The organism is Streptomyces sp. NPDC005496 (assembly GCF_042872045.1).
Lineage (GTDB): Bacteria > Actinomycetota > Actinomycetes > Streptomycetales > Streptomycetaceae > Streptomyces.
This window is the reverse complement of record NZ_JBIAJQ010000004.1, coordinates 386,382-398,557: the sequence shown is the minus strand read 5'-3', so window position 1 is coordinate 398,557 and position 12,176 is coordinate 386,382. Positions and strand designations below refer to the sequence as shown.

Genomic DNA, 12,176 nt, shown 5'->3' with positions numbered 1-12,176 from the left:
TTGTCAATGGTTGTTGCTGTGCGGTTATGTTGGGCTCTCGCCACCGGGGATGTGTGTGCACGTTCCCAATTGATCGACTCAAACGGGAGAGATCCATGCCGGAGACCACCCCGAAGGGCCTCACCCGGCTCGCCTTCGGTGGGGACTACAACCCCGAGCAGTGGCCGGAGTCCGTCTGGCCGGAGGACGTCCGGCTGATGCGCGAAGCCGGCGTCACGATGGTGAGCGTCGGGATCTTCTCCTGGGCGCTCCTCGAACCCGAGCCGGGCGTCCACGAGTTCGGCTGGCTCGACCGCCTCCTGGACCTGCTGCACGAGAACGGCATCCGTGCCGACCTGGGCACGCCGACCGTGGCACCGCCCGCCTGGTTCTACCGCGCCCACCCCTACGCGCTGCCCGTCACCGCCGACGGCACCCGCTACGCGTTCGGATCACGCGGCGCGATCTGCCACAGCAACGCCGCCTACCGCCGGGCCGCCGCCGCCGTCACCACCCGACTCGCCGCGCGCTACGCCGGCCACCCCGCGCTCGCCCTGTGGCACGTCCACAACGAGTACGGCGTCCCCGTCTCCGCCTGCTACTGCGAGAGCTGCGCGCAGCACTTCCGCCGCTGGCTCACCCGGACCTACCGGACGGTGGACGCGGTCAACGAGGCCTGGGGGACGGCGTTCTGGGGCCAGCGCTACGCCTCCTTCGAGGAGATCGACCCGCCGCGCGTCACGCCCACGGTCGGCAACCCCGGCCAGGCGCTGGACTACAGGCGCTTCGCCGACGCCACACTGCGCGAGAACTTCGTGGCCGAACGGGACATCCTGCACCGCCTCGCCCCCGGCGTCCCCGTCACCACCAACTTCATGACCGCCCTGAGCCAGTGCGACTCCATCGACTACTGGGCCTGGGGCCGCGAGGTCGACCTCGTCACCAACGACCACTACCTGATCACCGACGGCCGCCGCACCCACGTGAACCTCGCGATGGCCGCCGACCTCACCCGCTCGGTGGGCGGCGGCGCGCCCTGGCTGCTGCTCGAACACTCCACCTCGGGCGTCAACTGGCAGCCCCGCAACCCCGCGAAGGCCCCCGGCCAGATGGCCCGCAACTCCCTCTCCCACGTGGCCCGCGGGTCCGAGGGCGCGATGTTCTTCCAGTGGCGGCAGTCCCGGCGCGGCGCCGAGAAGTTCCACTCGGCGATGCTGCCGCACGCGGGCACGGACTCACGGGTGTGGCGCGAGGTCGTCGAACTCGGCGCCGCAGTCGAGTCGTTGGCCGAGCTGAAGGGCACCCGCACGGTCGCCGACGCGGCGATGCTGTGGGACTGGCAGTCCTGGTGGGCGCAGGGACTCCAGTGGCGGCCCAGCGAGGACCACGACGCACGCGAGCGCGCCGACGCCTTCTACGAGGCGCTGTACGACCGTCACCTCACCGTCGACTTCGCCCACCCGGAAGCCGACCTGTCGGCCTACCCCCTCGTCGTCGTGCCCGCCCTGTACCTGATGACGGAGGCCGCGGGCAGGAACGTCCGCGCGTACGTCGAGAACGGCGGCACCCTCGTCGTCTCGTACTTCTCCGGCATCGTCGACGAGCACGACGCCGTGCACGAGGGCGCCTACCCCGGGGCGCTGCGGGACGTACTCGGCCTGACCGTCGAGGAGTTCTCGCCCCTGCTTGCAGAGGACCGGGTGCGGATCACCGGGCCCGACGGCGCGGAGCTGACCGGCGACGTGTGGAGCGAGTTCGTCGTCCCCCGCGGCGCCGAGACGGTCTGGACGTACGCCGACGGACTCACCGCGGGCCGTCCGGCCGTCACCCGGCACCGCCTCGGCGAGGGCACCGCCTGGTACGTCTCGACCCGGCTGGCCGCCCAGGGGCTCGACGCCGTGCTGGGCCGCGCGGCCGACGACGCCCGGATCGCGCCCCGCACCGACCTGCCGCGCGACGTCGAGGTGGTGCGCCGCAGCGGGGAGTCGGGCACGTACCTCTTCGCCCTCAACCACACCGCGACGGACGCCAAGGTGCCGCTGGACGCCGCCGGCACCGAACTGCTCACCGGCGAGCGCGCGGCCGGCCGTCTTCCGGTGCCCGCGGGCGCGGTCCGGGTCGTACGACTCGACGGCTGACCCGGCCCGGGGCGGCGCGCTGCACCACCCGGCCCGAAAGACGACCTGCCGACAAGCCGACGTGTCGACCGCCCCGGCCGCGCGCCGTCCAGGCGGCCGAACCATCCCCAAGACATCGGCCGGATTCCGGGGGGACATCCGGTCGGCCCGCGGTGCCGTGCCCGCTCCCTCGGCACGGCACTGCCCTCTCCCTGTCTCCCCGCCTTCGTCGAAGGGACGACGATGTTCCACGCGAGACGCGCCCTACGGACCCTGCTGATACCGCTGTTCGCGGGTCTGGCACTCACCACGCTCCCCGCCGGCCCCGCCCACGCCGCCGCGACCCTCACCAACGGCGGCTTCGAGTCGGACGGCACCGGGACGGCGACCCCGACCGGCTGGTCGACCTACTCGGCGGCCGGCCACGACGCCGCCTCCTTCACCGAGTCCGGCGGCCACAGCGGCGGTCACCGCCTCACCCACTGGTCGTCCGCCGCCTACAAGGTCGAGACGTACCAGTACCTGTCCGGGCTCACCAACGGGACGTACACCCTGACCGCCTGGGTCCGCTCGGGCGGCGGACAGAACGCGGCCCGGCTGGCGCTGAAGAACTGCGGCGGCGCGGAACAGCGCACCGACCTGCCGGTCTCCACGAGCGGCTGGATCCGGATCGTCACCTCCGTCGCCGTGACGAACAACCAGTGCACGATCAGCGTCTACTCCGATGCCGACGCCGGCAACTGGATCAACGTGGACGACCTGGCCTTCACCCGCGGCTCCACCGGGGTCCCCGTGAAGGGCGCCGACATCTCCTCCCTCGCCAAGAGCGAGGCGTACGGCGGCGTCTACCGGACCGCCTCGGGCACCAAGAGCGACGCCCTCGCCGTCCTCAGGTCCGGCGGCATGAACTACGCCCGCCTCAAGGTCTGGGTGAACCCGGCCGACGGCTACAACGACAAGGCGCACGTCCTCGCGACCGCCAAGCGCGTCAAGGCCCAGGGCATGAAGCTCCTGGTCGACTTCCACTACTCGGACACCTGGGCCGATCCCGGCGCCCAGACCAAACCGGCCGCCTGGTCCGGCCATTCGTACAGCCGGCTCAAGACCGACGTCTACCAGCACACGTACGACGTCCTCAACTCCCTGAAGGCGCAGGGCACCACCGCCGACATGGTGCAGATCGGCAACGAGATCAACGGCGGCATGCTCTGGGCCGAGGGCTCGACGGACAACTGGACCCAGCTCGCGGGGCTGCTCGACTCCGGGTACAGCGCGGCCAAGGCGGTCTCCTCGTCCACCGTCGTGGCGCTGCACCTCGCCAAGGGCGGCGACCTCGCGGGCACCCGCTGGTGGTTCGACAACGCGGTGGCGAACGGCGTGCGCTTCGACGCCATCGGCCTGTCGTACTACGGGTACTGGCACGGCTCGTTCGCCGACTTCCAGACGACTATGGACGACGCGGCGGCCCGCTACGCCAAGCCGGTCTTCGTCGCCGAGACGGCGTACCCGTTCCGGCTGGGCAGCGAGGACTCCCTCACCGACATCATCGACACGACCGGTGAACTGGTCCCCGGCTACCCGGCCACGCCCGCCGGCCAGTCCGCGTGGATGCGGGACGTGACGAGCATCGTCGAGGCCGTCCCGAACGGCCGCGGCCTCGGTGTCTTCTACTGGGAGGCCACCTGGACCGCGGTCGCCGGCAACGGCTGGGACCCCGCGGACCCGGCGTCCGGCAACGGCTGGGAGAATCAGGCCCTGTTCGGCTACGACGACAGGGCCCTTCCGGCCATCGCCTGGTTCGGTCACCGCTGAGCGTATGAGGGCCCGGCTGCCGGGGCAGCCGGGCCCTTGAGGGGTCCCACGGGTCCGCCGGGGTGATCTGTTGGCCACTTCTGCCCGTTCGGCCCTCGCCAAAGGACCGAAGGGCCCTACGCGTCACCTCCGGACGCGGGACAGTGGCCCCAGAAGCCGCGACGGAGGGGGACGAGATGCTGAAGGTACCCGCCGGTGAAGACCGCCTGGAGATCCTGGAGTGGATGAAGAACCCCGCCGGGGCCTCCCCGCCGTGCCGGGCCGCCGACAGGGAAGCGGACGGCGTCAGCCCCGGGTCGGTCGCCGCCGCGCTCGGGATGAGCGTCCCCGTGGCGGGCGCACACCTCGAACTCCTCGCCCGCTGCGGTCTGTTGCGGGCCGAGCGAACCGCAGGACGCACCGTGTACCGCCGCGACGAGTACCGCATCGCCGAGGTCAAGCACCTTTTCGAAAAGGGCTGGTAGCCGGGCGCCCGCCGCCACGCACGGACACCCGTCCGACAGGCAGGGGCACCCACCCGGCACGCACGGGCCACACCAGGCCCGCACGCGCGGGCAACACCCCCCGGACTCCTACGGGTTGCCCCGCCCGTACACGTACGGGCCGCACCGCGCGGCCGGCCGCCACGACGATCGGAACAGGCGTATGACCCAGTCGCAGGACACCGGCCGCCCCGCCGCGCTCACGCCCCGCCGGTACGTCGGGATCGGGGGCCGGGGTCCGGAGGACGTGGTCGCCGACGACAGGGGCCGGGTGCTGACCGGCGACGAGGACGGCCGCATCCTGCGCCTGGACGGCCTCGCCGGCCCGGGTGAGGCCCGAGTCGAGGTGCTGGCACGTACCGGCGGGCGGCCGCTGGGGCTCGAACTGCTCCCGGACGGCGACCTGTTGGTGTGCGACGCCCACCGGGGCCTGCTGCGTGTGACCCTCGGCGACGGGACCGTACGCGTCCTCGCCGACTCGGTGGACGGCGAGGCGCTCCGCTTCTGCAGCAACGTGACCGCACTCTCCGACGGCACCCTCTACTTCACCGTCTCCAGCCGCAGCCACCCGCTGGAGCAGTGGATCGGCGACCTGGTCGAGCACACCGGAACCGGACGCCTGCTGCGCCTCACGCCGGGCGACAAGGAGCCGGAAGTCCTGCTCGACGGCCTCCAGTTCGCCAACGGAGTCGCGGCGGCCGCCGACGAGTCGTTCCTGGTCCTCGCGGAGACCGGCAGGAACGGCCTCACCCGCTACGGGCTCACCGGACCGGACGCCGGTCGGGCCGCGACCTTCGCCGCCGGTCTCCCCGGGCAGCCGGACAACATCTGGCGCGGTCCCGGCGGCCTCATCTGGGTGGCGCTGGCCGGCCCGCGCATCCCCGCCCTGGAACTCCTGCACCGGCGCGGCCCCGCCGTACGGCGCGCGGCGGCCCGGTCCGCGGTGCGCGCCCCCTTCCGCCCGCCCGGGTTCGCGGGCGTCCTCGCCGTCGACGACCACGGCCGCTTCGTGCACCACCTGGAACGCCGCCACTCCGGCTTCCGCATGGTCACCAGTGTGTGCGAGGCCGACGGCCTGCTGGTCCTCGGCAGCCTGTGGGAGAGGGGCGTCGCCGTCTGCGAGCCGCCCGCCGCCGACTGACCCGCATGCGCCGCCCGCGCCCCCGGCGTTACGCTGTTCACCGTCCGTGATCTTCACCCGCGGCGCGCGGCGGCGGTGCGCACCGCCCCGGAGCGCGGCACGGGTGCCGCCGACGGCTCCCGCCCGCGCCGGTGCGCACGCGGCCGGAGCGCGCGGACGCAGGACCCGCCGGGTCCCGGCGAGGAGGAGAAGCGCCCCATGACAGTGCCGCACCCCGACCGGCTGGACGCGTCCACCGGTCCGGGCCTCCCCGGCTCCACCGGTCCCGACGTCACCCTGCCCGCGCCCGCACTCCGGCCCTCGCCGTGGCGAGGCCAGGCCCCGGTCGTGGCCGTGGTCGCCCTCGGCGGTGGCGTCGGCGCCACCGCCCGGTACGCGGTCTCGCTGCTGTGGCCCACCCGCACCGGCGGCTTTCCCTGGGCGACGTTCGGGGTGAACGTGACCGGCTGCGCCGTGATCGGCGTCTTCATGGTGGTGATCACCGACGTGTGGGCGGCCCACCGGCTGGTGCGCCCCTTCTTCGGCACCGGTGTCCTCGGCGGCTTCACCACCTTCTCGACGTACGCCGTCGACATCCAGAGACTTGTCGACACCGGTCACATCCGGACGGGGTTCGCCTACCTCGCCGCGACCCTCTGCGCGGCGCTCGCGGCGGTGTGGCTCGCCGCGGCGGGGACACGCCGGGTCCTGGAGCGGAGGCGGACATGACGAGGCTGACGGGCCGCGCGCTGCGGGTGACCATCCTCATCGGCGAGAACGACACCTGGCACCGCAGGCCGCTCTACTCCGAGATCGTGCACCGCGCCCGCGCCGCCGGGCTGGCGGGCGCGAGCGTCTTCCGGGGCATCGAGGGCTACGGCGCCTCCTCCCTGATCCACACCTCCCGGCTGCTCTCCCTCAGCGAGGACCTGCCCGTCGCGATCGTGATCGTGGACAGCGAGGACCGCGTCCGCGGCTTCCTGCCGCAACTCGACGAACTCGTCAGCGAAGGGCTCGTGATCCTCGACGACTGCGAGGTCGTCCGGTACGCGGGCCGGACGGACGAAACCCGTCAAGCGGGCGAAACGGGCGAGGAAAGGTAAGAGGTCGTTGTGAACTGGGTGCTCGTCGTCGCGGGCGCGGTCGTCGGTGCGCCGCTGCGCTATCTGACCGACCGCGCGGTGCAGGCGCGGCACGACAGCGTCTTCCCCTGGGGCACCTTCACGGTGAACGTCGTCGGCTGTCTCGTCCTCGGCCTGCTGACCGGCGCCGCCGCCGCGGGCGCCGCGACGTCGCACCTCCAGCTGCTCCTCGGCACCGGTCTGTGCGGCGCGCTGACCACGTACTCGACCTTCTCCTACGAGACCCTGCGGCTGGCCGAGGGCGGTGCCCGCGGGTACGCGGCCGTCAACGTCGTGGCGAGTGTGGTCACCGGCCTGGGGGCCGCGTTCGCCGGGGTCGCCCTCGCCGAAGCGTGGTGGACGTAGCCGCCGGGCCCCCGCAGATGGCCGAAGACGCTCACGTCCGTGTAGTAAGACTGGGGCCGCCGCACTCCGCCCCTGAGCAGAACTGGATCCCATGAGCGTCATCAGCGTCGGTCAGGCCGTCGTCCTCGGAGCCGTCGAGGGGGTGACCGAGTTCCTGCCCGTCTCCTCCACCGGCCACCTGAAGATCACCGAAGGGCTGATGGGCATTCCCGTCGACGACGACGCCGTCGTCGGGTTCTCGGCCGTCATCCAGGTCGGCGCGATCGCCGCCGTGCTCGTGTACTTCTTCAAGGACATCGTCCGGATCGTCTCCGCCTGGGGCCGCGGGCTGCGCGACCCCGAGCAGCGCCACTCGCACGACTACAAGTTCGCCTGGTGGGTCATCTACGCGACCATCCCCATCGTCGTCGTGGGCCTGGCCGCCAAGCCGCTCATCGAGGGGCCGCTGGCCTCGCTGTGGGTGGTCGCCGGCTCCCTGATCGCGGGCAGCGGGGTCATGTGGGCGGCGGACCAGATGGGGCGGCACAAGCGAGGGGAGGACGACACCTCCTTCAAGGACGCGATGCTGGTCGGCAGCTCGCAGATCCTCGCCCTGCTCTTCCCGGGGTTCTCCCGCTCCGGCGCCACCATGTCGACCGCGCTCCTCCTCGACCTGGACCGGGTCGCGGCCACCCGGCTCTCCTTCTTCCTCGGCATCCCGGCGCTGACCGGCGCGGGACTGTACGAGCTCAAGGACGCCCTGGGCGCGGGGGTCGGCGCCGCCCCGCTCGTGGCCGGGACGGTCGTCTCCTTCGTGGTGGCGTACGGCTCCATCGCCTGGCTCCTGAAGTTCGTCGCCAAGCACTCCTTCAACGCCTTCGTGATCTACCGGATCGCCGTGGGCCTGCTGCTGTTCGGGCTGCTGGGCGCGGGGGTGCTCTGACTCCGGGGACGGTACGAGCCCCGGGGAAGAGCCGGACGGGGCGTCGGAGAGCGCGTCCCTGGGACGAGGTTGAGAGCGCGACGGTGCGCGCCTGCGGGACGAACTGGAGGACGACGGTGCGCCCGGCGGACGAGCCTGAAGGCGCGATGCGTGCCCGGGGGACGAGCCAGGTCGCGGGGCGCGCGGCACAATGGCGATCATGTCCGTGCCCTCGTCCTCCCTCACCTTCCTGCCGGTCCTGGAACGCGTCGCCTCCGAGATCGCGCAGCGGCCCGGCCGGGGGCGGCCCGCCGACTACATCCCGGCGCTGGCTGCCTGCGATCCGCGCAGCTTCGGCATGGCCGTCGCGGAGCTGGACGGCACGGTGTACGGAGTGGGGGACTGGCGGCAGCCGTTCTCCACGCAGTCCATCACCAAGGTCTTCACGCTGGCGCTCGACCTGGCCCGTGAGGGCGACGAGCTGTGGGAGCACGTCGGCCGCGAGCCGTCCGGCAACCCCTTCAACTCCCTGGTGCAGCTGGAGTACGAGAACGGCATCCCGCGCAATCCGTTCATCAACGCGGGCGCGCTCGTCGTCACCGACCGGTTGCAGACCCGGACCGGTGACGCGGCGGGCGTACTGCTGGACTTCCTGCGCGAGGAGAGCGGCAACCGGGACCTCACCTTCGACGCCGACGTCGCCGCCTCCGAGGCCGCGAACGGGGACCGCAACGCGGCGCTCGGTCACTTCATGGCGTCCTACGGCAACATCGGCAACCCCGTGCCCGTGCTCCTGGAGCAGTACTTCCGGCAGTGCTCGGTCGAGGCGTCCTGCGCCGACCTCGCGCTGGCCACGGGTTTCCTCGCCAGACACGGCGTCCGCGCCGACGGCTCCCGGCTGCTGACCCGCAGCCAGGCCAAGCAGGTGAACACGGTCATGCTGACCTGCGGCACGTACGACGCGGCGGGGGACTTCGCCTACCGCGTCGGGCTGCCCGGCAAGAGCGGTGTCGGCGGCGGCATCATCGCGGTCGTACCGGGCCGCTGCACGCTGTGCGTCTGGAGCCCGGGACTGGACGAACGGGGCAACTCGGTGGCGGGCGTCGCGGCCCTGGACCGCTTCACGACACTGACGGGGTTGTCGGTGTTCTGACCGACGACGGAGTCCTCCGGGCTCGTTGGCGGATCCCGTCGACTCCGGACGACCGGCGCTGGGCCCGTCGCCGTCGGCAGGGGTGAGGACCGAGGGCAGGTCACCCCGGCGGTGCCGCGACCTTTCGGGTGTTCCGCCCGCCGGGTCAGCGGCCCGGGGCGTGGGGTCTGCGGCGTAGGGCCAGGGCCACCGCTCCCGCGCCCACCACCGCCGCGCCGACGATCGCCACCGTGTCCCACCAGCCGCCGTCGTCGGAACCGTCGGAGGCCGGGGACGCCGCGGCGGGGCCTGCCTGCGCCGTCGCCGGGGCGGGAGACGACGCGTCGGCGGTGGCCGGAGGCGACGAGGCGGCCGGGGTGGCGCGGGACGGTACGAGGGTGCCGACCGGGGTGACCCGGTCGGCCGCGGCGAAGCCCCAGTCGAGCAGGGAGCGGGCCTCCTCGTACACGGCGTGGGGGCCGCCCGCCCGGGGGTTCATCACGGTGACGACGAGGGTGCGCCCGCCCCGGTGCGCCGCGGCCACGAGCGTGCTGCCCGCGTTGGTGGTGTAGCCGTTCTTCACGCCGATCAGACCCGGGTACGGGGCGACCCCGTCCGCGCCCGTGAGCAGGCGGTTGGTGTTCTGGATGTCGTAGGACCAGCCCCCGGCGGGGAACTTCGCCCGCACGGTGGCGCAGTAGCGCGCGAAGTCCGGGTTGCGCAGCCCGGCCCGGCCGAACACGGCGAGGTCGTACGCCGACGAGACCTGGCCGGGCGCGTCGTAGCCGTCGGGGGAGACGACCCGGGTGTCGAGGGCGCCGAGCGCGCGGGCCCTGGCCTGCATCTGGACCGCGGTCGACTGCCAGCCGCCGTTCATCGCGGCGAGGACGTGCACGGCGTCGTTGCCCGAGTTCAGGAAGACGCCGCGCCACAGGTCGGCGACGCGGTAGGTGTGCCCCTCGGCGACCCCGACCCGGCTGCTGCCGTCGCCGATCCCGGCCAGGTCCGCCCCCTTGACGGTGTGCTGGACGCCTCCGGGCAGGACGGGCAGCACGGTGAGGGCGAAGAGCGTCTTGAGGGTGCTGGCGGGCGGCAGGGGCCGGTGCGCGTCGTGCCCGGCGAGGACCTCGCCGGTGCGGGCGTCCGCCACCAGCCACGAGAGCGCGGAGACCTCGGGAAGGGCGGGCGCCCCGGCGCGCGGCAGGACCTGGGTTCCGGGGCTGTGCAACGACGGCGACCGCGAGGCCGTGGGTCTCGCCGCCCCCGGGTCCGTCCCGACGCGGGCGGCGGCGGAGCCCGGCGCGAGAGCCGGCAGCCCGACCGCACAGACGACGGAGCACGCGATGGCGACGCGGGATGAGAATCCGATGGTCATATGATCAACGTAGGAATGCTCGCGCCGTCCGACGGGGTGCCAGGGCCGGGCCACGGGGATCCAGCACCCGGATGCCGCACGGTGGGCCTCAGGCGGCGGGCAGCGTCGGCTGGATCCGGCGCAGGAACGTGGCGTTGTCGGGCGTGGCCCGCAGCCGCTCCAGGAGGGTTTCGAGGTTCGCCTGGCCGTCCCGGGTCCCGAGGGCGCGGCGCAGTCCTCGTACGGCTGTCAACTCAGGTGCGGGGAGCAGGAGTTCCTCGCGCCGGGTACCGGACGGGACGATGTCCACGGCCGGGAAGACGCGCCGGGAGGCGAGGGTCCTGTCCAGGCGCAGCTCCATGTTGCCGGTGCCCTTGAGCTCCTCGAAGAAGAAGTCGTCCGCCCGGGACCCGGTCTCGACCAGGGCCGTGGCGAGGATGGTGAGGGAGCCGCCCTCCTCGGCCAGGCGTGCGGCGCCGAAAAGCTGCTTGGGCCCCTGGAGTGCGGAGGCGTCGACGCCTCCGCTGAGGGTCCGGCCACCGGCGGCGGCCGCGTTGTTGTGCGCGCGGCACAGCCGGGTCAGGGAATCCAGGAGTATGACGACGTCCTGGCCGGCCTCGACGAGCCGCTTGGCCCGCTCCACGACGAGTTCGGCGAGCGCGATGTGCTCCTTGGGCGTCCGGTCGAAGGTCGAGGCGAAGACCTCGCCGCGCACCGAGCGCCGCATGTCGGTCACCTCCTCGGGCCGCTCGTCGAGCAGCACCACCATGAGGTGGCATTCGGGGTGGTTGCCCGCGACGGCCGCGGCGATCTGCTGGAGCAGCACCGTCTTGCCGGTCTTGGGCGGCGCGACGATCAGGCCGCGCTGCCCCTTGCCGACGGGCGCCAGGAGGTCGACGACCCGTCCGGTGAGGGCGCTCCCCGGGTGTTCGAGGCGCAGCCGCTCACGGGGGTGCAGCGGGGTGAGATCCCGGAAGTGCGGGCGGTGCCGCAGCTCTTGGGGCGTACGGCCGTTGATCAGCCGTACTTCGGTGAGGGCGCGGGAGGCGCCGCGTACGCCCTCGACCGTGTCGCCCCTGCGCAGGCCGTGGCGGCGGATCAGCGCGACGGGGACCTGGACGTCGGACGGTGTAGGCTCGCAGCTCGCCCGGCGCAGGTACCCCTGCCCGTTGTGTGCGATGTCGAGGACACCGGTGGCCTGGGCCGGGAGCTGCTTCTTCACCTGGGGGTGTTCGAGTGTGATGGTCATGCGGGGTCCTTTCCAGGACGGTTTCACGAGGTCATGAGGAGGGGAGGGGGAGGGCCGGCGAGACGGGGTCGCGCACGCCTCGTGCGGCGGGAAGGCATCACCACGGGTGCGGCGGACGGCCGGAACGACGAAGGACGTCAGGGCCGTGCTCATGTGCAGGAGGTGGTGCCGGGAAGCCGGGAATCGCCGGTCCGTGCGGGACGGGCGCCACAGCTGAATGAGAGGGAGTTGGCACCGGCGCCCCGAGCGGGGCGTACACAAGTGCTGATGGCAAGGTACCACAGAAGGCGAGCCGGGCGGAGAAACGGCGGGCAGGGGAGTGACGCAACGGCTGCTCGGTGCCGCTGTGTTCTCGGTCCTTCCGCAGGTCAGGGTGGGTGTGGGCGGTCGGCTCGATCTCGCGCTTCTCGGGATGTCGCGTAGGTCCGGGAAGGGATGCGGCACGACCCCGGCGCGGCGGGCGAGCCGCGCGACGGTAGGGCCGCATGACAGCGTGGCCCGGATGGTCCGCGTGACCTGCATGGCCGCATGGCGCGCGCCAGG

Annotated in this window: 10 protein-coding genes and 1 pseudogene; 9 read left to right on the top strand and 2 right to left on the bottom strand. The window is 72.9% G+C overall.

Annotated elements, in window-relative coordinates:
- Positions 1-95 precede the first annotated feature (95 nt).
- The 9 genes and pseudogenes from ACFYQQ_RS14260 to ACFYQQ_RS14220 all read left to right on the top strand — a co-directional run bounded on the left by ACFYQQ_RS14260 (position 96) and on the right by ACFYQQ_RS14220 (position 9,051).
- On the top strand, positions 96-2,117 hold the full coding sequence (locus ACFYQQ_RS14260; RefSeq protein WP_356238392.1) for a beta-galactosidase: 2,022 nt from the start codon (positions 96-98) through the stop codon (positions 2,115-2,117).
- A 222-nt stretch (positions 2,118-2,339) separates the two neighbouring features.
- Positions 2,340-3,908 carry an arabinogalactan endo-1,4-beta-galactosidase gene (locus tag ACFYQQ_RS14255; RefSeq protein WP_355793315.1) on the top strand — a complete coding sequence of 523 codons (1,569 nt, stop codon included), beginning with the start codon at positions 2,340-2,342 and terminating at the stop codon, positions 3,906-3,908.
- A 176-nt stretch (positions 3,909-4,084) separates the two neighbouring features.
- Positions 4,085-4,372: a helix-turn-helix domain-containing protein gene (locus ACFYQQ_RS14250; RefSeq protein ID WP_355793314.1), complete on the top strand. Its 288-nt coding sequence runs from the start codon at positions 4,085-4,087 to the stop codon at positions 4,370-4,372.
- A 181-nt stretch (positions 4,373-4,553) separates the two neighbouring features.
- Positions 4,554-5,531, top strand: a complete 978-nt coding sequence (locus ACFYQQ_RS14245) for an SMP-30/gluconolactonase/LRE family protein (protein ID WP_356165611.1) — start codon at positions 4,554-4,556, stop codon at positions 5,529-5,531.
- A 198-nt stretch (positions 5,532-5,729) separates the two neighbouring features.
- Positions 5,730-6,239: a fluoride efflux transporter CrcB gene (gene crcB, locus ACFYQQ_RS14240; protein ID WP_356165608.1), complete on the top strand. Its 510-nt coding sequence runs from the start codon at positions 5,730-5,732 to the stop codon at positions 6,237-6,239.
- A pseudogene (locus ACFYQQ_RS14235) lies at positions 6,236-6,626 on the top strand (DUF190 domain-containing protein). Before crcB (ACFYQQ_RS14240) ends, ACFYQQ_RS14235 begins: the two are co-directional and overlap by 4 nt.
- Complete coding sequence (gene crcB, locus ACFYQQ_RS14230; RefSeq protein WP_356165604.1) at positions 6,623-6,997, top strand: fluoride efflux transporter CrcB; 375 nt, start codon at positions 6,623-6,625, stop codon at positions 6,995-6,997. The pseudogene ACFYQQ_RS14235 and the gene crcB (ACFYQQ_RS14230) overlap by 4 nt, the downstream one beginning before the upstream one ends.
- 91 nt (positions 6,998-7,088) lie before the next feature.
- Positions 7,089-7,919 (top strand): undecaprenyl-diphosphate phosphatase, encoded by an 831-nt coding sequence (locus tag ACFYQQ_RS14225; protein ID WP_356165601.1) that lies wholly within the window; start codon positions 7,089-7,091, stop codon positions 7,917-7,919.
- A gap of 190 nt (positions 7,920-8,109) precedes the next feature.
- Positions 8,110-9,051 (top strand): glutaminase, encoded by a 942-nt coding sequence (locus tag ACFYQQ_RS14220; protein WP_355790215.1) that lies wholly within the window; start codon positions 8,110-8,112, stop codon positions 9,049-9,051.
- A gap of 145 nt (positions 9,052-9,196) precedes the next feature.
- On the opposite strand, the gene ACFYQQ_RS14215 is transcribed toward ACFYQQ_RS14220, so the two are convergent.
- Together ACFYQQ_RS14215 and rho are read right to left on the bottom strand one after the other, a co-directional pair.
- The gene (locus ACFYQQ_RS14215) at positions 9,197-10,405 is read right to left on the bottom strand and encodes a D-alanyl-D-alanine carboxypeptidase (protein ID WP_356238389.1); all 1,209 of its coding nucleotides are present in this window, start codon (positions 10,403-10,405) and stop codon (positions 9,197-9,199) included.
- Between the two features lie 88 nt (positions 10,406-10,493).
- Positions 10,494-11,633, bottom strand: coding sequence for a transcription termination factor Rho (rho, locus tag ACFYQQ_RS14210; RefSeq protein WP_356238387.1), 1,140 nt, complete (start codon positions 11,631-11,633; stop codon positions 10,494-10,496).
- Positions 11,634-12,176: the final 543 nt, after the last annotated feature.